The 18,650-nt window shown below is 41.1% G+C and carries 23 protein-coding genes; 9 read left to right on the top strand and 14 right to left on the bottom strand.

Annotation, left to right across the window (positions count from 1 at the left end; genetic code table 11):
- Positions 1 to 35: 35 nt before the first annotated feature.
- Complete coding sequence (locus CWC17_RS01645; protein WP_249935874.1) at positions 36 to 1,202, top strand: capsular polysaccharide export protein, LipB/KpsS family; 1,167 nt, start codon at positions 36 to 38, stop codon at positions 1,200 to 1,202.
- Positions 1,203 to 1,239: 37 nt separating this feature from the next.
- Here CWC17_RS01645 and CWC17_RS01650 read toward each other — a convergent pair whose 3' ends face one another.
- A complete protein-coding gene (locus CWC17_RS01650) occupies positions 1,240 to 1,590 on the bottom strand; it encodes a DUF5522 domain-containing protein (protein ID WP_138541410.1) in 351 nt (116 codons plus the stop codon).
- 43 nt (positions 1,591 to 1,633) lie between these two features.
- On the opposite strand from CWC17_RS01650, the gene CWC17_RS01655 reads away from it, so the two are divergent.
- Positions 1,634 to 1,960: a hypothetical protein gene (locus tag CWC17_RS01655; RefSeq protein WP_138541409.1), complete on the top strand. Its 327-nt coding sequence runs from the start codon at positions 1,634 to 1,636 to the stop codon at positions 1,958 to 1,960.
- 122 nt (positions 1,961 to 2,082) lie between these two features.
- Here the strand turns inward: CWC17_RS01655 and CWC17_RS01660 are convergent, their stop codons facing one another.
- Positions 2,083 to 3,051, bottom strand: coding sequence for a class 1 fructose-bisphosphatase (locus CWC17_RS01660; protein ID WP_138611922.1), 969 nt, complete (start codon positions 3,049 to 3,051; stop codon positions 2,083 to 2,085).
- A gap of 155 nt (positions 3,052 to 3,206) precedes the next feature.
- Here CWC17_RS01660 and CWC17_RS01665 point away from each other — a divergent pair, with 155 nt between their 5' ends.
- Entirely contained in the window at positions 3,207 to 5,636 is a 2,430-nt protein-coding gene (locus tag CWC17_RS01665; protein WP_138611923.1) for a zinc-dependent metalloprotease, read from the top strand.
- Positions 5,637 to 5,682: 46 nt separating this feature from the next.
- Here the strand turns inward: CWC17_RS01665 and mgtE are convergent, their stop codons facing one another.
- The 12 genes from mgtE to CWC17_RS01725 form a co-directional block, all read right to left on the bottom strand.
- Positions 5,683 to 7,041 carry a magnesium transporter gene (mgtE, locus tag CWC17_RS01670; protein ID WP_055014217.1) on the bottom strand — a complete coding sequence of 453 codons (1,359 nt, stop codon included), beginning with the start codon at positions 7,039 to 7,041 and terminating at the stop codon, positions 5,683 to 5,685.
- Between the two features lie 138 nt (positions 7,042 to 7,179).
- A complete protein-coding gene (locus CWC17_RS01675) occupies positions 7,180 to 7,452 on the bottom strand; it encodes an HPr family phosphocarrier protein (RefSeq protein ID WP_055014216.1) in 273 nt (90 codons plus the stop codon).
- A gap of 40 nt (positions 7,453 to 7,492) precedes the next feature.
- Positions 7,493 to 8,338 (bottom strand): RNase adapter RapZ, encoded by an 846-nt coding sequence (gene rapZ / locus CWC17_RS01680; RefSeq protein ID WP_055014215.1) that lies wholly within the window; start codon positions 8,336 to 8,338, stop codon positions 7,493 to 7,495.
- Positions 8,339 to 8,357: 19 nt separating this feature from the next.
- Entirely contained in the window at positions 8,358 to 8,810 is a 453-nt protein-coding gene (locus CWC17_RS01685) for a PTS sugar transporter subunit IIA (protein WP_138541406.1), read from the bottom strand.
- A gap of 4 nt (positions 8,811 to 8,814) precedes the next feature.
- Positions 8,815 to 9,102: a ribosome hibernation promoting factor gene (hpf, locus tag CWC17_RS01690; protein ID WP_004589084.1), complete on the bottom strand. Its 288-nt coding sequence runs from the start codon at positions 9,100 to 9,102 to the stop codon at positions 8,815 to 8,817.
- A 27-nt stretch (positions 9,103 to 9,129) separates the two neighbouring features.
- A complete protein-coding gene (locus CWC17_RS01695) occupies positions 9,130 to 10,629 on the bottom strand; it encodes an RNA polymerase factor sigma-54 (protein ID WP_055014213.1) in 1,500 nt (499 codons plus the stop codon).
- Between the two features lie 69 nt (positions 10,630 to 10,698).
- Positions 10,699 to 11,424, bottom strand: a complete 726-nt coding sequence (gene lptB / locus CWC17_RS01700) for an LPS export ABC transporter ATP-binding protein (RefSeq protein ID WP_004589086.1) — start codon at positions 11,422 to 11,424, stop codon at positions 10,699 to 10,701.
- Complete coding sequence (gene lptA, locus CWC17_RS01705; protein ID WP_138611924.1) at positions 11,421 to 11,969, bottom strand: lipopolysaccharide transport periplasmic protein LptA; 549 nt, start codon at positions 11,967 to 11,969, stop codon at positions 11,421 to 11,423. Before lptA ends, lptB begins: the two co-directional genes overlap by 4 nt.
- Entirely contained in the window at positions 11,959 to 12,513 is a 555-nt protein-coding gene (gene lptC / locus CWC17_RS01710) for an LPS export ABC transporter periplasmic protein LptC (RefSeq protein WP_138541404.1), read from the bottom strand. Before lptC ends, lptA begins: the two co-directional genes overlap by 11 nt.
- Positions 12,510 to 13,061: a 3-deoxy-manno-octulosonate-8-phosphatase KdsC gene (kdsC, locus tag CWC17_RS01715; protein WP_055017522.1), complete on the bottom strand. Its 552-nt coding sequence runs from the start codon at positions 13,059 to 13,061 to the stop codon at positions 12,510 to 12,512. The genes lptC and kdsC overlap by 4 nt, the downstream gene beginning before the upstream one ends.
- Positions 13,062 to 14,033 (bottom strand): KpsF/GutQ family sugar-phosphate isomerase, encoded by a 972-nt coding sequence (locus CWC17_RS01720; protein WP_138611925.1) that lies wholly within the window; start codon positions 14,031 to 14,033, stop codon positions 13,062 to 13,064.
- Positions 14,034 to 14,035: 2 nt separating this feature from the next.
- Positions 14,036 to 15,004, bottom strand: coding sequence for a calcium/sodium antiporter (locus CWC17_RS01725; protein ID WP_055017521.1), 969 nt, complete (start codon positions 15,002 to 15,004; stop codon positions 14,036 to 14,038).
- 323 nt (positions 15,005 to 15,327) lie between these two features.
- On the opposite strand from CWC17_RS01725, the gene CWC17_RS01730 reads away from it, so the two are divergent.
- From CWC17_RS01730 to CWC17_RS01755, 6 genes are read left to right on the top strand one after another with little or no spacing between them, the layout of a single operon-like run.
- Positions 15,328 to 16,062, top strand: a complete 735-nt coding sequence (locus CWC17_RS01730; protein ID WP_249935875.1) for an ATP-binding cassette domain-containing protein — start codon at positions 15,328 to 15,330, stop codon at positions 16,060 to 16,062.
- On the top strand, positions 16,062 to 16,841 hold the full coding sequence (gene mlaE / locus CWC17_RS01735; protein WP_138611926.1) for a lipid asymmetry maintenance ABC transporter permease subunit MlaE: 780 nt from the start codon (positions 16,062 to 16,064) through the stop codon (positions 16,839 to 16,841). The genes CWC17_RS01730 and mlaE overlap by 1 nt, the downstream gene beginning before the upstream one ends.
- A 13-nt stretch (positions 16,842 to 16,854) precedes the next feature.
- Complete coding sequence (gene mlaD / locus CWC17_RS01740; RefSeq protein WP_004589094.1) at positions 16,855 to 17,403, top strand: outer membrane lipid asymmetry maintenance protein MlaD; 549 nt, start codon at positions 16,855 to 16,857, stop codon at positions 17,401 to 17,403.
- Between the two features lie 5 nt (positions 17,404 to 17,408).
- On the top strand, positions 17,409 to 18,089 hold the full coding sequence (locus tag CWC17_RS01745; protein WP_055017520.1) for an MlaC/ttg2D family ABC transporter substrate-binding protein: 681 nt from the start codon (positions 17,409 to 17,411) through the stop codon (positions 18,087 to 18,089).
- Positions 18,082 to 18,375, top strand: a complete 294-nt coding sequence (locus CWC17_RS01750) for an STAS domain-containing protein (RefSeq protein WP_138541402.1) — start codon at positions 18,082 to 18,084, stop codon at positions 18,373 to 18,375. The genes CWC17_RS01745 and CWC17_RS01750 overlap by 8 nt, the downstream gene beginning before the upstream one ends.
- A gap of 5 nt (positions 18,376 to 18,380) precedes the next feature.
- A complete protein-coding gene (locus CWC17_RS01755) occupies positions 18,381 to 18,638 on the top strand; it encodes a BolA family protein (protein WP_004589097.1) in 258 nt (85 codons plus the stop codon).
- Positions 18,639 to 18,650 lie beyond the last annotated feature (12 nt).

The following is an 18,650-nucleotide window of genomic DNA, read 5'->3' on the forward strand; positions in this document are numbered from 1 at the left end:
TTTCTTAAAAACAATAATTGGCGCGCACAGCTTGTATGTCTTACCTATTTATCTCTCGCAAAAATGTACACGCAAAGTACTATAAAAAAATAATCAAAAAGCTGAGTATGGATTGCCAACAGCATGTTATGGGGGCGCCAAAGCTTTCAGCTATAAACTATTTAGCCAAAGCGTTTAAAGTTGATTTTACCGATGTTATTACTGCACAACTAAAACGTAAGCGCGCCCGTAACAACCTTTGGAACAATGCTTTAGTATCTGCGGTTTACAAGGCGGGGCTGCGCTTTTTTGAACGTTTACGTTATGCAAAATATTTAGCTTTATTAACTGAAGTTAACCCTGATGTAATAGTTATATGGAATGGTAATAAGCTGCCTAACACTACCGTTGCTATGGCTGCCAGGGCACTGGGCATTAAGCAGTTTTATTATGAAAATGGTTTGCTTCCGGGAACCACTAGTTTAGACCCCCGAGGTATCAACTTTAATGCGTCGCTAAGCCGAGATCCTGATTTTTATTTAAATTTTAATGTAAATAATGCCTTAAACTTTGATGCTCCAGCATTGGTCCCACGAGAAAATCATAAAAAACGCTGTGAATTTGCAGCTGAAAATATACCTGAACGTTATATTTTTGTGCCGTTTCAAGTGCCCCACGATACGCAATTAGCGAGTTTTTCACCATGGGTTGATTCTATGGAAATGCTATACGATGAGGTTATAAGCGCAGTGAAGGCGTTAAACGATCCTAGTTTAAAGGTCGTTTTTAAAGAACACCCCTCATGGCATAAGCATTACACTCATTTATACAATAAGGACCCCATTGGGTTATTTGCAAACGGGAATAAAACCTGTGAACTTATTGAATGCGCAGAGGCGGTAATAACAATCAATTCTACGGTAGGTTTAGAAGCGTTGTTATTAAATAAGCGTGTTATTACTGTAGGACAGGCCTGTTATAATATAGAAGGCTTAGTTAAGCATGCGGGTACTCGCGAGGAATTAGCTGCTCAAGTAGCAGAGGTCGCTCACGGTTGGTATTTTAATGCGCAGCTGCGCGATAAGTTTTTTTGCTATTTAAAACATGTTTATAGTGTGCCGGGCGTTTGGAAGCACGCAGAGGAAGAACATATCAAAGCAATCGAGTTACGTTTTAAAGGGGCAGATAAATTTACTCAATTCAGCAATATCGCAGCTGATTAGTTCTTTCAGTTGCGTATTAATTATTAACGTGTGTGATTTACCCATAGGGGCAATTTTTACAGCCATTTTTACAGCACGTTCCTCGTTTTAAAAAATACCACTTACTAAACACCATGTAGCCACTTTGCATGGTGTAATCTAGCCCTTCTATTAAGTGGTCATTACCTCTAAATTTTTTAGCAAACTCAATTTGTGCTTTTATTGGCTGCGTATAAATATGCGCTAAATAAGCGTTTATTTCATTAAGTGTACATTGCGGGCATAAACAGCTTGTTGCTGACTCTTCAAGCGGTAAAATAGCAGGTAATTGATTACACCAACATGCGTTTATATCGTTTACATTACAATCAAGCGCAGTGTGACATTGTGAGCAGTTTAATCTCGTCATTTTAACTCTTATCAGCAGTGGGGCAGCAAGAATAACAAATATTATGAATATACAAAAAGCATTGGCCGAATTTATTACTTTTGGTGAGCAAAGAGATGATGCTATTAGCGTGATTATCTCTACTCCCGCAAAGGAAAGCGCCCCCCTTTATACACTCACAAAACCGATATTGATTCACGTGCTAACACGCTGTGTAAATAACGAAATAGAGCTGGATGATTTAGAGTTATGGGCAAATGTTGTTGATTCTAGAGATGATATAGATAGCGGCGAATACGAAGGGGTTATTTTTGCGCTCAGTAATAGTGAGCAAATGGGAGAGCTTGATCGCCAAAAGCTTGAAAAATTATTGGCATTATTAAAAGAGTAGATATTTAGGCTTATTCACATTTTTAGATGTGGGCTTATTGCAGTTATATGTAGCGAATACATAAAAAAGCCGCATTTAAATTAAATGCGGCTTGGTATTTTATTTTTTAACTGACAAAGTGTTTACTTGTGGTATCCCAAGCATGTTTCTACTTCGTTTTTAGAGCCTAATATGACTGCCACACGCTGGTGGATTGCATCAGGTTGAATATCCATAATTCGCTCAGTACCCGTTGAGGCTATACCACCGGCTTGCTCAACTAGCATAGCCATGGGGTTGGCTTCGTAAAGTAAGCGTAGCTTGTTGGGTTTATTCGCATCTTTAGTGTCGGTTGGGTAGGTAAATAAACCACCACGGCTAAGTACACGGTGCACATCGCCAACCATGGCAGCAATCCAGCGCATGTTAAAGTTTTTAGCGCGTGGACCCGTATCGCCAGCGAGTAAATCATTAATATAGCGTTGCATTGCTGGTTGCCAATGACGTTGGTTAGACGCATTAATAGCAAATTCGTTGGTATCAGCAGGAATAGTGGCAAAATCTTGTGTTAGTAAAAAGCTACCTTGGGTTTTATCTAGCGTAAACATGCGTGTGCCTTTACCTGTAGTAAGTGCAAGCATAGTTGATGGGCCGTAAAGTACGTAACCTGCAGCCACTTGTTTGTGGCCAGGCTGCATAAATATACTTTGATCGGCGGCATCTGAGCCTTCAGGCGCTTCCATAATCGAAAATATAGTACCAACCAGTGAATTTATGTCGGTGTTTGATGAGCCGTCAAGGGGGTCAAACGCCACAATGTATTTAGCGTCTTGGTTACCTGCAACTGTGTAGTCTTCTTCTTCTGAGGCGATGGCTTTAACTGCCCCAGACTCCAGTAAAATATCTTTAAAAAGCTGATTAGAGAGTACATCGAGCTTTTTTTGTGTTTCACCTTGAATGTTTTCATCAAGCGTTGACCCTAATACGCCAGAAAGCGCACCTTGGCCAACACGAAACGATATTTCTTTACATGCTGCTAAAATGGTTCTAATTAACGATAAAAGTTCTCTAGGGCAACCGTCTTCTAGTAATACGGGTGGGAGTCTACGCATTCTATTTTCCTGATAACGTGTACTAGCTAATCTAAATGTGAGAGAGATTAACTTAGTGCGCTGAATTTCGTCTTAAATACCTGTATTGTTTAAATAGCACTGTAATAATGGTGCTACCTAATCGTACTTAAAACGCCAATAACAAAGATAAGATTATGAAAAAAATACCACTAATAAGTTACATACTCTTTACTGTGCTGTGCTCTATCATAACCCAAGCGCACGCAGCAATTAAGTCTATAGATGAATTTACTGCGCAAATGAATCACTTTCCAGGGTACTTTTCGTTTTATTACGATACGCAAAACGGCAAAGTGTTCTTAAAAGTAGATAAATTAGAACAGCAATTTTTACTTCAGCAGAGCTTACCTTATGGAGTTGGCTCAAACGATATTGGTCTAGATAGAGGCCAACTTGGTAATACGCACCTTGTGCAGTTTGAGCGTTTTGGCAATAAAATAATGCTGCGCGCTGTAAATACTTACTATCGTACTAATACCAATAATAAAGCCGAGCAACAAAGTATTAAAGAGGCCTTTGCATCTAGTATCTTAGCGGGCTTTAAAGTTGTTGCACAAGATAAAACCAGCGCATTGATTGACTATACACCTTATTTATTGAGTGATGTGCACGGGGTTAGTCGAAAATTAGCTGCACGTAAACAGGGTAATTTTAGCCTTGATGAATCACGCAGTGCTGTGTACATGAGTCGCTCGAAGGCGTTTGTAAAAAACACCGAGCTTGAAGCTGTATTAACGTTTAAAGGCACAAAGCCGGGTAAATTTGTTCGCCAAGTGAGTGCCGACCCGTTCGCACTTACGGTGCATATGCATCACTCCCTTATTAAATTACCCGATGATAATTACACGCCGCGCAAATTTGACCCGCAATCAGGGTATTGGAGTATTGAGCATAAAGACTATGCCGCTGCGCTTGATGAGTCCATGTTTGTGCGTTACATACCGCGTCACCGTTTAGCTAAAAAAGATCCAACTTTACCGATAAGTGAGCCCTTAGAGCCTATTATTTACTACCTAGACCCAGGCGTTCCTGAGCCAGTTAAAAGTGCCTTAATAGAAGGCGGTAAATGGTGGAATGATGCATTTAGTGCTGCTGGTTACAAAAACGCATTTGTAATAAAAGTACTGCCGAGTAATGCAGACCCTATGGATATTCGTTATAACGTAATTCAGTGGGTGCACCGTGCTACACGTGGTTGGTCATACGGAAGCTCTGTAATAGACCCTCGCACAGGTGAAATATTAAAAGGCCATGTTACGCTAGGTTCACTGCGTGTGCGCCAAGATATATTAATAGCCGAAGCACTTGCTGCTCCCTATTTAAAAGGGGACGAGGTAGCTAAAAACCTACAAGCAATGGCGCTTGATAGAATCCGTCAGTTAAGTGCCCACGAAATTGGTCATACACTGGGCATTGCACATAACTTTGCAGCCTCGGTGGGAGATAGAGCGTCAGTTATGGATTACCCGCACCCACTACTTAGCTTTAACGAGCAAGGCGAGCTTGATGTAACCCGCGGCTATGTAAGCGGTATGGGTGTATGGGATACCCAAGTTATTAAATATGGTTACAGCGACTTTACTAATCAGGACGAAAACGCTGAGCTTGCTGCAATAATAAAAGAGAACAAAGCCAAGGGCCTTGAATTTATATCTGACAGTGACGCACGCGCTAAGGGCGGGGCACACCCTACAGCGCACTTATGGGATAACGGTACTAACCCAGCGCAAGAGTTACTTAGAGTGCTTGATGTACGTAAAAAAGCGCTTTCGCAATTTGGCATTAACAACATTAAAACGGGCGATGCTCTTTCGCAGTTAGAAGAAAAACTTGTGCCGCTCTATTTATTTCATCGCTATCAAGTAGAGGCTGCAGTTAAACTTATAGCAGGGGTTAATTACGAGTACGAAACACGCGACAATTCACCTGTTAAGGGCGCACAAGTGGTTGCAAAAACTCAGCAGCAAGAAGCGGTAAATGCTATTTTATCCACATTAAAACCCGCTAATTTAATTTTGCCCGAGTCGGTGTTAGCGCTTATTCCGCCAAAGGCCTATGGGGAGTCTAAATCGCGCGAAAGCATAACTGGACGCACAGGTTTAACACTTGATGCAATGGCTTTACCAGAAGTCGCTGCACAGCATAGTTTATCTTTATTATTAAACCCACAGCGTTTAAATCGTTTGGCTCAACAACAAGTGCGTAATTACAATTTCTATAGCTTAGATGAGTTGCTTGAGCAGCTTTACAGTCACGTGTTTAATGTGTCTTCACCTAATACGATGAAAGGTAAAGTCACTCAACGTGTACAGTTTTTAACTGCAAAAAATATAGCCGATTTAGCGGCAAGCGATAAAGTAAGCCCAGAGGTGCAAGCGCAGTTACGTTACTACTTAGTTAAGTTGAGTGATGAGTACAATCAAAACTCAATGCTGAGTAACACCAGTGTCGGCGAAAGCGCGTTTAAGCAGTATTTAGCAGAGCAAATTAAACAGTTTATAAAAGCTGGTAAGTGGCCTGAAAACTTTACTAATTTACCAATGCCACCAGGCTCACCAATATAATTTTACGTTTTAACTAATAGTGGCTACTTAACCTAGGGTTAGGTTGCTAAATAAGTAGCCACGTTGCTGTGCCTAAAAAGGCAAAAATACCAACAATATCAGTCACAGTTGTTAGTACAACACTGCCGGCAAGTGCAGGGTCTATGTTCATTTTTTTCAATAAAATAGGAATACATGCGCCAGCAACACCCGCTACTACAAGGTTCATAAACATAGCAAATGCGAGCACGCCGCCAAGCATAAAATCCCACTGCCAAAGTGCAATTACACCAGCGATAAGTAATGACCAAATAATCCCGTTTAATGCGCCTATGGCCAATTCTTTAGCCATTAAAAAACGTTGGTTAGTTTGATTAATATGCCCCACAGCTATACCGCGAATAACCAGTGTTAAAGACTGACTACCTGCTACACCGCCCATTGAGGGCACTATGCCATTGAGTACAGCTAAAATAGGGAGAATGTCTAAGGTACTTTCAAAAAAGCTGGCCACAAAGGCAGCAGCCAGGGCGGTAAGTAAGTTAACGCCAAGCCATACTGAGCGTTTTTTTGAACTTTTTAAAACAGGTGCAAAGGTATCTTCTTCATCATCAAGACCCGCTAAGCTTAATAAGCTATGCTCAGCATCTTCACGTATAACATCAACAATATCATCAATGGTGACACGCCCAAGCAAGTGTGCGTTATCATCGACTACCGGTGCCGATATCCAGTTGTGGCGTTCAAATAATTGAGCGACCTCACTTTCATCCATCGAAATTGGGATAGACTCACAGTCTTCATCCATTAAATCTTGAACAATTTTTTCAGGCGGATTAGTTAAAAGCGTACTAAGAGACAATGCACCTAAAAAGCAGTTGTGCTTATCAACAACGTATAAATCATCAGTGCCTTCTGGTAGCTCGCCTCGTAGCCTAATATAACGCAGTACAACATCAAGTGTAACATCTGGGCGAATGGTCACCGTATCGGTGTTCATTAGCGCGCCTGCAGAGCGTTCTTGGTAAGATAAAGCCTGTGTCGCCCGTTCACGGTCTTGCGTGTCCATCGCGCTAACCACATCTTTATACACGGTGTCAGGTAGGCTACGTAGTACTTCACCTAAATCATCGTGGCCCATATCCTCAGTGGCGGCGGCAATATGTTCAGGTTCCATTTGTGCAATGATACCTAAACGTACATCTTCAGAGAGCTCTTCTAGCACGTCCCCTTGTACATCTGGGTCAACCAGCTGCCAAAGCATGCGTCTAATTTTATGCGGAGAGGATTCAAGTAAAAGGGCAGTATCACACGGGGCAGTTTTTGCTAGCATGCGTCTTACTTGAACAAATTGCCCACTATTAAGTGATTTAGTCACCTGTTTTAGTTGTTGCAGTGGGTAGTCTTGTTCAAACGCTTCTGGCATTGGCATCCTAATTTTTTATATACGAGGGGAGGCGATTAACCGCATTGTGATTAATCTAATTAAACACTATTCATTTACCAAGCTACACAAATCAGGGTATAAAGCGAAAATGTATGAGTAAGCTTGGTAATTAAACGTTTATTCTTGTTCGTTAAATCGCTGTGCGATTAATTGTCCGACCGCATGCAAAGCCTTTTCTGAGTCTGGGCCTTCACATACAACTTTAACTTCTTTGCCTTTACTACTTTCGAGTAGCATTAAGGCTAATACGCTATCACCAGCGGCTTCTTTATCATCTTGATGTAAGGTAATTTTAGCATCAAATTGCACAGCTAATTGCGCAAGGACCGTTGCCGCTCTGGCGTGTAAGCCTAATTTATTTTTTATTAAAAACGTGTCTTCACAACGCATAAATTACTATACCTAAACTGAACAGGTTATTATTTTAAGGTTACTTTTCTTGCTCACGGTGCCTAATTTTTACATTTGGATGTGTCATTGCAAAGCTCTCACCTATAGTTTGGGCTAAATAAACCGAGCGGTGTTGTCCACCCGTACAACCTATTGCAATAGTCAGGTAGCTGCGGTTATTGCGCTCTAAGTGTGGTAACCAAGTTTGTACAAATGTTTGAATTTGCCAAGTAAATTTTTGCACTATGCTGTGGTTTGCCAAAAAGTCTTTTACAGGTTGATCAAGACCTGTAAGCGGTTTAAGTTCAGGCTCCCAATGCGGATTTGGCAAAAAGCGAGCATCAAATACATAATCAGCTTCTTTAGGTATGCCGTGTTTAAAACCAAACGATTCAAACGTTACAATTAGTTGTTTATCTTTTTTTCCGAGTATTTTTTCGCGAATTGACTCAGCCAATTGGTGAACACTTAAATCAGTCGTATCAAGCATAAAGTCTGCGCGGGTTACAAGTACATCAAGCAGCTCTTTTTCTTTTTTTATTGCTAAGTCGAGCGGCAATGAATCGATGGATAAAGGATGTAATCTGCGTGTTTCTGAAAAACGTTTTATGAGTGTTTGATCATCACTGTCTAAATAAAACAGAGTGGGTTTAGCAAAGTCCGGTAGGTATTCAAGAATATCGTTAAACTCGTCTTGCTCTTTGGGGATATTACGAACATCGATACTAACAGCTATTTTGTCATAGTTATCTGAAACACTACGTACTAAAGAGGGCAGCAGGTTGACCGGGATATTATCTACGCAATAATAACCTAAATCTTCAACCACGCGTAAAGCAACCGATTTACCTGAACCGGAACGGCCGCTTATGATTATTAACTCCATTTATAGCCCTTAGTATTTACTACGATTGATCAACAATTACTTGATACAGTTCTGCATCGGTTTTAGCGCTTCGCAGCTGTTTGCAAAATTCTTTATTGCTCAGTTTATCAGCTATGGTTGCTAGAGTCTTTAGGTGCTGCTGGTTATCGCCATCTGGTACGATGAGTGCAACAAAAATATCAACAGGACAGTTATCAATAGCATCAAAGTTTACAGGCTTGTCACTAACGAGTACTAACGCAAGCGGTTCTTCTACGCCACCCATTCTACCATGCGGAATTGCGATACCGCGGCCAATACCCGTACTACCTAGTTTTTCTCTGCTGGCTAGCGCATTAAGAATATCCTGTTGTGGTAAGTAAGGGAGCTTTTCATGAGCAAGCTCACTGATAAATTCTAAAATTCTTTTTTTACTACTAAAAAGGACCGCAGCTTTGCTGCAGTCCTGGCATACTAATGTACTTAATTTCATAATATTAGTGTCTAGCAAGCTTCTCTTTATGTTTTATGACTTGACGATCGAGCTTGTCAATCAACGAGTCTATAGCAGCATACATATCTTGGTGCTCTGTTGAGGCAAATAAATCTGCGCCGCTTACATGAATAGTCGCTTCTGCTTTTTGGTTGAGTTTTTCTACATCGAGAATGACATGCACATTGCTAATATGATCTGAGTGCCTTTCTAGCTTTGCAAATTTATTATTTACATAGTCTCTAAGTGAATCAGTTACTTCTACGTGACGACCAGTTAGGTTTAGTTGCATAAGCATTTCCTCTTTGTTTTTTACGTCTTATATCAAACTCTTTCTCTGATTTGACGGTGGAATAGCTAGCGATTCACGGTATTTTGCTATTGTGCGTCTAGCTACTTTAATTCCTTGCTCTGCCAATATATCCGCAATTTTACTATCACTCAATGGTTTGGCTGAGTTTTCCGCGGCAATTAGCTTTTTAATTAAGGCACGTATTGCGGTTGACGAACATTCGCCACCGTTTTCGGTGCTTACGTGGCTTGAGAAAAAATATTTAAGCTCAAAAATACCACGTGGCGTATGCATATATTTTTGCGTAGTAACACGCGAAATTGTTGATTCGTGCATTTCTACCATTTCAGCAACATCGTTTAAAACCATTGGTTTCATGGCTTCGGGGCCATGTTCAAAAAACGCTTGTTGCTGTTTTACAATACAGTTTGTTACTTTTAGCAGCGTGTCGTTTCTGCTTTCAAGACTTTTTATAAACCATTTAGCTTCTTGCAGATGAGAGCGAATAAACTGGCTATCTCCACTTGATTTTACGGTACGTGACATGGCCGCATACTGACTATTTACGCGTATTTTTGGCATGCTATCTGGGTTTAGCTCTACCACCCAACGGCCCTTAATTTTTTTAACTGACACATCCGGTATGACATACTCAGACTCTTCCCTTACTATTGTGTCTGCAGGTTTTGGGTTGAGGGTATGTATAAGAGTCATGACCTCTTTAAGCTCGTCTTCTTTAAGCTTAGTCTTTTTCATTAATGTACGATAGTCGCGTGCCGCTAATAGATCAATGTGATCGGTTAAGATCATTTTAGTTTGTTCTATAAAAGGGGTGTCTTTATCAAACTGGTTAAGCTGAATACACAAGCACTCCTGTAAGCTCCGCGCGGCTATACCTACAGGGTCGAATAATTGAATACGTTTTAAAACGGCTTCTATTTCATCCAGTTCAACTTCAACGTCGTCATCGTTTTCTTGGTTAAAGCTTTCTAAAATCTCTTCACAACTTAGCGTTAAAATACCCGAGTCATCTACAGCTTCTACAATGGCTATAGCAATGGCTTCGTCAGTTGGGCTAAAAGGAGTAAGCTGAAGTTGCCACATTAAGTACTCATGTAGCGTTTCAGTAGAGGCGCCCTGATAAATAGACTCATCTTCTGGCATTGGGCCTGAGGATGCCGCAGGGGCTGCACTCATGTACTCATCCCAAGTTACATCCATCGCCATATCATCGCTAACAGTGTCTTTATTTAAAGCTTCACCACTGTCTTGCTCGTATTCACTGGTTGTATCATCAGCCGATGCGCTTACGGTTACATCATCCGTATCTGCTTTTTGTTCATTTTTTCCAGCCGACTCTTCCGTGTAATCTTGCTCTTCTACTTCTAATAGCGGGTTGCTATCAAGTGCTTCTTGTATTTCTTGCTGGAGATCCAATGTACTGAGCTGCAGCAAGCGAATCGCTTGTTGCAATTGTGGAGTCATTGTAAGTTGCTGGCCCATGCGCAGCTGTAATGATTGCCTCATGTATCTCTAACAATCCTTTTATGTTGTTATAATTAATATTAGCAGATGCTTGTAGGTGTGGCTTAAATGTTACAGCCTAAATTGCTCGCCTAAATAAACATCGCGTACAGTTTTGTCATTTAATACGTGTTCTGGGGTGCCAGATGCAATTAGCTCCCCATGAGAAACAATGTAGGCTTTTTCACAAACATCAAGGGTTTCTCTTACATTGTGATCGGTAATTAATACGCCAATGCCACGATTTTTAAGATGTTCTATTATTTTCTTTATATCTAACACTGAAATCGGATCAACACCAGCAAAAGGCTCATCCAACAAAATAAATTTAGGGTTCGCTGCGAGTGCTCTGGCTATCTCTACACGGCGGCGTTCGCCACCAGAAAGTGCCATACCTTGGCTATCACGTATATGTTGAATGCTAAATTCATCAAGTAAGTTGTTAAGCGTTTCTTCTCGCGCGGCTTTATTTAGCTCTTTGCGCGTTTCTAAAATAGCCATTAAATTTTGATAAACTGTTAGCTTTCTAAATATAGATGACTCTTGCGGCAAATAGCCAATGCCTAAGCGAGCACGACTGTGCATAGGTAATAACGTTATATCGTTATCATCAATAGATATTTTACCTTTGTCGCTAGGTACTAACCCTACAATCATGTAAAAGGTGGTGGTTTTACCTGCGCCATTAGGGCCTAATAAGCCCACTATGCTGCCGGCTTCTACCTCAAGGCCTACATTTTTTACAACTTGGCGGCCTTTATAGCTTTTTGCTAATAGTTCTGCTTTTAAGGTGCTCATGGTTGACCTTCGTTACCTGTTTTTTCTTTAATATTTGCTTCAACAGGCACTAAAATTGTGTGGACACGATCCGTTGAGTTTTCGTCTTTTTCTGCGCTAATAAGTTGCTGCTGCATATCGTAGGTAATACTTTTAGCATTAATTTTTTGACCGGCTTGCGCGACTTCGGCATCCCCAACAAGTGTTAAAAAGCGCTTTGCTACGTCGTAACGTACTTCGTTTGCACTGGCACTCATTACGGTACCATCGTCTTGTTTTTCTTCGAAGTAGGCAGGGCTGCCAGTGGCAATAAGCAGTTGTTTGTTATCCCCTAGGTCTTCACGTTTATGTACTTCGAGTCGGTCGGCTGTAATTTTGCGGTTCCCATGCACAATTTCGACGTTTTTTTCAAAAATACCTACGTTTTCTTTAAGTTGACCTTCTTGACGGTCTGCACTAATAGAAATTTGGTTTGCTGGCGGTTGAGCAGCAGGCTCAGCAGCAGAAGCGCTACATGCAAGCATCAGCGATGGGATAATAAGTATTTTAGAGAGTTTATTGGTCATAATATATTGTTCGCGTATGGTTAATTAGTTTTATTACTTCGGTTTTCAAATCGGCTTCAAGGCCTTTACCGATAATCTTTAAATTTGGCCCAGTGACAACCACTGGCTGCTCAGAGCGCATTGTTAGCGCTTTAATGTCGACTTCGATGTTGTCGGCATTGATGTTATCTATCATGGCGTTATCAACTAAATTTTTGGCAACCACGTTGCCTTCTAAAATAAGTTGTTTATCTTCGTAAAGCGTTGCTTCGTCAGCGTTTATTCGCCAAGTTTGTGTTTCGTTATATAAAGTAAAAATAGGTTTTTCAAAAAATGTAAAACCAAGTTGTTGGTACAGCTCCATTTTAGCTGCTGTAACTTTATGGCTAATTTTACCTTGCTCGTCATAGGCTGTTTGCTTAAGCTCTATAGCGGTGTAATCAGGCTTTGCAATGACTTCTGGTTCTTGCTCTGGCGCTACATTGCTTTGCGTAAAATAAGGGTACCAAAGCCAAACCATACAGCCGATGAATAACGCACTGAGTATAACGCGTGCTGCATTCATGAACTGGTACCTTGTGTCGTAAGTGCTATACCGTTTTCAAGCATGAGTAAATCTGTGAGCTCTCTCACTGCACCAAAGCCACCAGGCATTTGTGTAGTGTAATGCGATAAGCGTTTAATTAGCGGGTGCGCATCGTTTACTGCGACGGCAAAACCAACGCGCTCCATGACGGGCATGTCAGGTCCATCATCGCCAATATAGGCTATTTGTTCATCAGTTAACTTTAAAGTGTTTTTGAGTTCTTGATAAGCAATAAGTTTGTCTTCTTGGCCTTGATAAATGTGCTGTACGGTTAAGCTGCTCATGCGAGCTTGCACTATTTTTGAATGACGCCCCGTAATAACCGCGACTTCAAAACCGCTATTGATCAGTGCCTTAATGCCAAAACCATCTTTTGTATTAAATGCTTTTAACTCTTCGCCTTGGTTACCGAGGTAAATTCGGCCATCAGAAAATACACCATCAATATCGCATATGAGTAGTTTTACTTTTTTGGCGCGTGCTCTGGCATCATCGCTTAGCGGTTGATAGAGATCTTCAAATTGCATTTATAATACTCCTGCTTTTAAGAGGTCTTGCATATTTAAGGCGCCCACAGGCTGGTTTTGCTCATTAACTATGATTAAACCATTAATCCGCTTATTTTCCATTATATTTAGTGCTTCTGCTGCAAGCATATCGGCCGTGGCGGTGGTGCATGACTTAGTCATAACTTGGCTAATAGCGGTGTTATGTATATCGACTTTTTGCTCTAAAATACGACGCAAGTCGCCGTCAGTAAAAAGGCCAGCAAGCTGTTGATTGTTATCTACAATAGCAGTCATGCCTAGTCCTTTGGCTGACATTTCTATTAACGCGTCTTTAATTGTTTGCGTTACACCTATAATAGGGGTGTTTGTGCCGCTGTGCATTACATCTTTTAAAGTGAGCAACAATCGCTTACCTAAGCTGCCGCCAGGGTGAGAGAGTGCAAAGTCATCGGCGGTAAAACCGCGTGCTTCTAAAAGCGCAACCGCCATTGCATCACCCATTGCTAAAGTGGCTGTGGTGCTTGCTGTTGGCGCTAAACCTAACAAACATGCTTCTTGTTCTACCTTTATGCATACGTGCACATCGGCAAGTGTTGCCATAGTAGAAAGCGGGTTGCCCGTCATCGATATTATTTTTGCACCGAGGCGTTTAAGCACCGGAATAATATTTAGTACTTCACTGGTTTCGCCCGAGTTTGATATAAGCATAACCACGTCATTTTTGGTTATCATGCCTAAATCACCATGGCTTGCTTCGCCTGGGTGAACAAAAAAAGCAGGGCTGCCTGTACTTGCAAGGGTAGCAGCAATTTTATTACCAATATGCCCTGATTTACCCATGCCAATAACAATAATACGGCCTTGGCAATCAAACATGGCCTGACACGCATTATTAAAGTTTTCATCAACGTATTGTTTAATATCCGCAAGCGCTTGGCGTTCTATGTTTAATACGCGTAAACCTTGCTCTATAAAGTTTAGTTGTGCCATTGTTACCCTACTTGACTAAAAATATAACCTTGGTACGCCAAAAATGCGATGAGTAATAGACCACCTTCTACTCTATTGATACGCTGAGAACCTCTAAAGTTCAATGACATAATAATAAGTGCAAGCGTTGCACCTAACATAATAAGTATGTCGCGGTTTGCAAGTGATGGGTCGACCACTGATGGGTTAATAATACCTGCAAGCGGCAATACCGCTAGAATATTAAATATATTTGAGCCAACAATATTACCTAGCGCTAAATCGTCTTCGTTTTTAAGAACGCCTGCAACAGAAGCCGCAAGTTCAGGCAAGCTTGTGCCAATGGCAATAATAGTTAAACCAATAACTAAATCGCTTAAACCAAAGTATTTTGCTATATCGACAGCTGAACCAACTAAAAAATGGGAGCTTACAGGCAATAAAACCATACCAACAATAAGCCAAAATATAGCTTTTTTAGTGGGAACATCATTAGGGACTTCATCGCATGCTTCTGAAACAAATGGATCATCTTGGTTTTTAGCTCGTAGGGATACAATAATTAAACCACCAATAAACACAATAAAAGCGACTAATAAGGCGATACCTTCGGTGAGTGAAAAGTAGTTATCTGAAAACACATACCACGTAGCCAATGATGCCAACATTACGAGCGGCATTTCGCGTTTTAACGTACTTGAGGAAACACTCAGCGGGCGCAGCAATGCAGTTATCCCTAACACAAGTAATATATTTGTTATATTTGAGCCCACCGCGTTACCTACCGCTGTATCGGTTTTATTGGCCAGAGCAGCCGAGGCCGACACCATCATTTCAGGGGCCGAAGAACCCATAGCAACAACCGTTAAGCCAACTATTAAAGTAGGCACTCCAAAGTTTTTAGCAAGCGCAGCCGCACCGTATACAAATCGGTCGGCGCTCCACACAAGTGCAGCAAAACCAAGAATTAAAATAACAAACGAGGTAACCATTATGTTAAGCCAGATGTTCAAAATACAGATGGCGCGAATAGTAACAAAAGCCAACATGAAAGTATAAGCAAAAGAGTGGGGTCTACTATAGCAGTGCGCGAATTTTATGCGCTTAAGCAAAGGTTAAGGCAATTTACTTCAGCCTTACAGCGCTTTTTGTAGGCGTATTACAAAATCTTACGAATTGTTTTTTCCATCTTGGTTAAAAAACCCTTAAAATAGGAGCACGAGTGAACATTGTTACGGAGAGCGACTTGTCGCAATCAATAGTAGAAGTCAAGGATGTTAGCTTTTCGCGAGGCGATAGAACCATATATAAAAATATGTGTTTTAGTGTTCCTAAAGGTAAGATAACAGCGATTATGGGGCCAAGCGGAATTGGCAAAACCACAATGCTACGCTTAATTGGTGGGCAGCTTAAGCCTGACGCCGGCGATATTTTATTCGAAGGTGGCAGTATTCCTAAAATGTCGCGCAAAGAGTTATATGCGGCACGAACCAAAATGAGCATGCTGTTTCAAAGCGGTGCGTTATTTACTGATATGTCGGTATTTGACAACATTGCATTTCCCCTGCGAGAGCATACCAAGTTAAGTGAAGCGTTAATAAAACTAGTCGTATTAATGAAACTGCAAGCAGTGGGTTTACGCGGCGCTAAAGATTTAATGCCTTCTGAGCTTTCTGGTGGTATGGCCAGACGAGCAGCACTTGCACGTGCTATTGCGCTGGACCCAGAGCTCATTATGTACGATGAGCCTTTTGCCGGCCAGGATCCTATATCTATGGGCGTATTGGTAAAGCTTATTAAGTCATTAAATGAAGTGCTAGGTTTATCATCCCTTATTGTAACCCACGATGTGACGGAGGTAATGAGTATTGCCGATCACGTTATTATTATTGCCGACCAAGGCGTAATAGGTGCAGGGACACCGGATGAAATGCGAAATCATGAATCTCCATTAGTACAGCAGTTTTTAAAAGGGTTATCGGATGGGCCTGTGCCATTTCATTACCCAGCACAAACGTATGCTGATGAGCTGTTAGGAGAAAACACTTAATGTTGGATTTATTTCAAAAGTTAGGTCATAAAACGCTGGGGCGTTTTGCAGCATTAGGGCGCTCTGCCACCATGCTTTTTAATGCACTGTGGAATGTACCTAACTTTAAAAAAGGCACACCGTTGTTAGTGCGCCAACTTTATATGGTTGGTTCGCAATCATTATTAATTATTATGGTGTCGGGTTTGTTTATTGGTATGGTGCTTGCGTTGCAAGGTTATACCGTACTAGTAGGCTATGGTGCCGAAGACAGCCTAGGTCCATTAGTTGCACTTAGTTTGTTACGTGAATTAGGTCCTGTAGTAACTGCGCTATTATTTGCAGGGCGGGCCGGCAGTGCACTAACCGCAGAAATTGGCTTAATGAAAGCCACCGAACAACTCTCTTCACTTGAAATGATGGCAATTGATCCTCTCAAGCGCATTATTGCTCCGCGTTTTTGGGCTGGTTTTATTAGTATGCCATTGCTTGCACTTATTTTTTCTGCGGTTGCCATTATCGGTGCTCATTTAGTTGGGGTTGATTGGTTAGGCGTAGATACCGGCAGCTTTTGGTCGATAATGCAGTCGCAAGTATCGTTTCAAGAAGATGTATTAAACGGCATGATCAAAAGTTTTGTATTTGCCATGGTAGTGACCTGGATTGCGCTTTATAAGGGCTACGACTGTATTCCAACCTCAGAAGGGATCAGTAAAGCAACAACAGAAACAGTTGTTCACTCATCACTGGCAGTATTAGGGTTTGACTTTATTTTGACAGCGGTAATGTTTACCAGCTAATAGGGTATAGATAATGAATTCACGGAAATTAGAGATTTTAGTTGGCTTTTTTGTCGCATTAGGCATTTTAGCGTTTGCAATGTTAGCACTTAAAGTGGCTAATTCGGGTATTAGCGGGTCGGGCGAAACCTACACGCTAAATGCAAAGTTTGAAAATATTGGCTCACTTAAAGCGCGCGCACCGGTAAAAGTAGGGGGCGTAGTAATAGGACGTGTTGAATCTATTTATGTCCATCCGCAGGAGTTTTTGCCTGTGGTCAATATGACTATTGATGCACAGTATTTATGTCGTTTTTCAGACACGAGCTCAATCTCAATTTTAACATCGGGAATTTTAGGGGAGCAGTACTTAGGTATTCACCCTGTTATATCTCCTAACGCAGCGGAACAACGCTGTTTAGGTGAAACCGTGACCGAAAACGCGCAAGATCAAGCAATCGATGAGTTATTTGGCGTAGAAAGCAAAGCGCTAGGTGATGGTGATTCAATCACAGATACGAAGTCTGCACTTGTTTTAGAAGAGTTAATTGGGCAGTTTTTATTCAACCAAGGTAGTGAGTAATTATTATGTTGAAACAGTTTTTAGCCGTTATTGCACTTGGTGCAACCCTTGCTGTGCAAAGTGTTAGCGCAGCCGAAGTAAAATTGACAGATCCTAATAAAATGGTACGCCAAGTATCAGAGCATACTTTTGAACGCATTAAAAAAGATCAACCGCTTATCGTTAAAGATAAAGAACACCTTCGTGTTATTGTTGAAGAAGAGCTTATGCCTTACATAGACTACAAATATGCAGCATTACGCGTATTAGGTAGTGAAGTGTCTAAAGTACGTGCGATTAAAGATGAAGCGCAAAAGGCCAAAGCGATAAAAGACATCCAAGAATTTATTGGCGCGTTTAGAAGCTATTTAGTCGCAACTTACGCCGGGGTATTTACTCAATATACAGACCAACATGTTGAGTTTGGTGCAGCACAACCATTTAAAGGAAAAGATGTGGTTGTAGTAAAAACTAAAATCATTGAAGATGGTAAACCTGACATAAAAATTGATTTTAAAGTGCGTGAAGATCGCAGTGGCGAATGGCGTGCATACGATATGATTGCAGAAGGAATTAGCTTACTTGATGCAAAACAAAGTGAGCTACAAGGTATTTTGCGCCAGCAGGGTATTGCGCATGTAAGCAAATTACTAGAGCAAAAGAGTCAGCTACCTGTGCAATTTAGAGGCAACAACAGCAATGACTAAATTGGCAATTAGCCAAGTTGATGAGCAGCATTATAGGGTAAGTGGTGAACTTACCCGCAGCTCAATTGGCAATGAACAGCTTCTGAACGTCCAGTCATTAAGTAAGCATAAAACCATCTATTTTGACCTTTGTGAGGTAATGAGGGTTGACACAGCGGGCTTAGCTTGGTTAATTCACTCTTTTGCTGAATTTAAGCAACAGGGCACACGCCTTGAATTGCAAAACCCACCTGAGCAATTGCAAAATTTAATGCAATTGGGTCAGGTAACAACTTTATTTGAGTGAGAGTTATGGAAACTAGCCAAGTCGAAACGTTATTACGCGATGAACTTCAATTATCTGAAGTAAAAGTAAAAGCCAATGGTAGCCATTATGAAGTAATTGCGGTAGGTGAGTGCTTTGACGGTTTAAGCCGCGTTAAAAAGCAACAGCTAGTTTATGGCCCATTAATGAATACTATTTCAGACGGTACAATTCACGCTGTATCAATTCGTGCATTTACGCCAACTGAGTGGAAGCGTGAACAAAAATTTATTTTACCTCAATAGTTAAGGCCTCTT

Origin of the sequence: Pseudoalteromonas sp. S3785 (assembly GCF_005887365.1) — a bacterium.
GTDB lineage: Bacteria > Pseudomonadota > Gammaproteobacteria > Enterobacterales > Alteromonadaceae > Pseudoalteromonas.

Excerpts from the sequence above, each read along its gene's own strand:
- CWC17_RS01755 (WP_004589097.1), top strand. The coding sequence starts at position 18,381 with ATGGAAACTAGCCAAGTCGAAACGTTATTACGCGATGAACTTCAATTA.
- CWC17_RS01650 (WP_138541410.1), bottom strand. The coding sequence starts at position 1,590 with ATGACGAGATTAAACTGCTCACAATGTCACACTGCGCTTGATTGTAAT.
- mgtE (WP_055014217.1), bottom strand. The coding sequence starts at position 7,041 with ATGCCAGAAGCGTTTGAACAAGACTACCCACTGCAACAACTAAAACAG.
- mlaD (WP_004589094.1), top strand. The coding sequence starts at position 16,855 with ATGAATTCACGGAAATTAGAGATTTTAGTTGGCTTTTTTGTCGCATTA.
- CWC17_RS01750 (WP_138541402.1), top strand. The coding sequence starts at position 18,082 with ATGACTAAATTGGCAATTAGCCAAGTTGATGAGCAGCATTATAGGGTA.
- CWC17_RS01685 (WP_138541406.1), bottom strand. The coding sequence starts at position 8,810 with ATGAAATTAAGTACATTAGTATGCCAGGACTGCAGCAAAGCTGCGGTC.
- CWC17_RS01655 (WP_138541409.1), top strand. The coding sequence starts at position 1,634 with ATGAATATACAAAAAGCATTGGCCGAATTTATTACTTTTGGTGAGCAA.
- CWC17_RS01720 (WP_138611925.1), bottom strand. The coding sequence starts at position 14,033 with ATGGCACAACTAAACTTTATAGAGCAAGGTTTACGCGTATTAAACATA.
- CWC17_RS01665 (WP_138611923.1), top strand. The coding sequence starts at position 3,207 with ATGAAAAAAATACCACTAATAAGTTACATACTCTTTACTGTGCTGTGC.
- CWC17_RS01725 (WP_055017521.1), bottom strand. The coding sequence starts at position 15,004 with ATGGTTACCTCGTTTGTTATTTTAATTCTTGGTTTTGCTGCACTTGTG.
- CWC17_RS01645 (WP_249935874.1), top strand. The coding sequence starts at position 36 with ATGTCTTACCTATTTATCTCTCGCAAAAATGTACACGCAAAGTACTAT.
- CWC17_RS01695 (WP_055014213.1), bottom strand. The coding sequence starts at position 10,629 with ATGAGGCAATCATTACAGCTGCGCATGGGCCAGCAACTTACAATGACT.
- CWC17_RS01730 (WP_249935875.1), top strand. The coding sequence starts at position 15,328 with ATGTGTTTTAGTGTTCCTAAAGGTAAGATAACAGCGATTATGGGGCCA.
- kdsC (WP_055017522.1), bottom strand. The coding sequence starts at position 13,061 with ATGCAATTTGAAGATCTCTATCAACCGCTAAGCGATGATGCCAGAGCA.
- mlaE (WP_138611926.1), top strand. The coding sequence starts at position 16,062 with ATGTTGGATTTATTTCAAAAGTTAGGTCATAAAACGCTGGGGCGTTTT.
- rapZ (WP_055014215.1), bottom strand. The coding sequence starts at position 8,338 with ATGGAGTTAATAATCATAAGCGGCCGTTCCGGTTCAGGTAAATCGGTT.
- CWC17_RS01675 (WP_055014216.1), bottom strand. The coding sequence starts at position 7,452 with ATGCGTTGTGAAGACACGTTTTTAATAAAAAATAAATTAGGCTTACAC.
- hpf (WP_004589084.1), bottom strand. The coding sequence starts at position 9,102 with ATGCAACTAAACCTAACTGGTCGTCACGTAGAAGTAACTGATTCACTT.
- lptB (WP_004589086.1), bottom strand. The coding sequence starts at position 11,424 with ATGAGCACCTTAAAAGCAGAACTATTAGCAAAAAGCTATAAAGGCCGC.
- lptC (WP_138541404.1), bottom strand. The coding sequence starts at position 12,513 with ATGAATGCAGCACGCGTTATACTCAGTGCGTTATTCATCGGCTGTATG.
- CWC17_RS01660 (WP_138611922.1), bottom strand. The coding sequence starts at position 3,051 with ATGCGTAGACTCCCACCCGTATTACTAGAAGACGGTTGCCCTAGAGAA.
- lptA (WP_138611924.1), bottom strand. The coding sequence starts at position 11,969 with ATGACCAATAAACTCTCTAAAATACTTATTATCCCATCGCTGATGCTT.
- CWC17_RS01745 (WP_055017520.1), top strand. The coding sequence starts at position 17,409 with ATGTTGAAACAGTTTTTAGCCGTTATTGCACTTGGTGCAACCCTTGCT.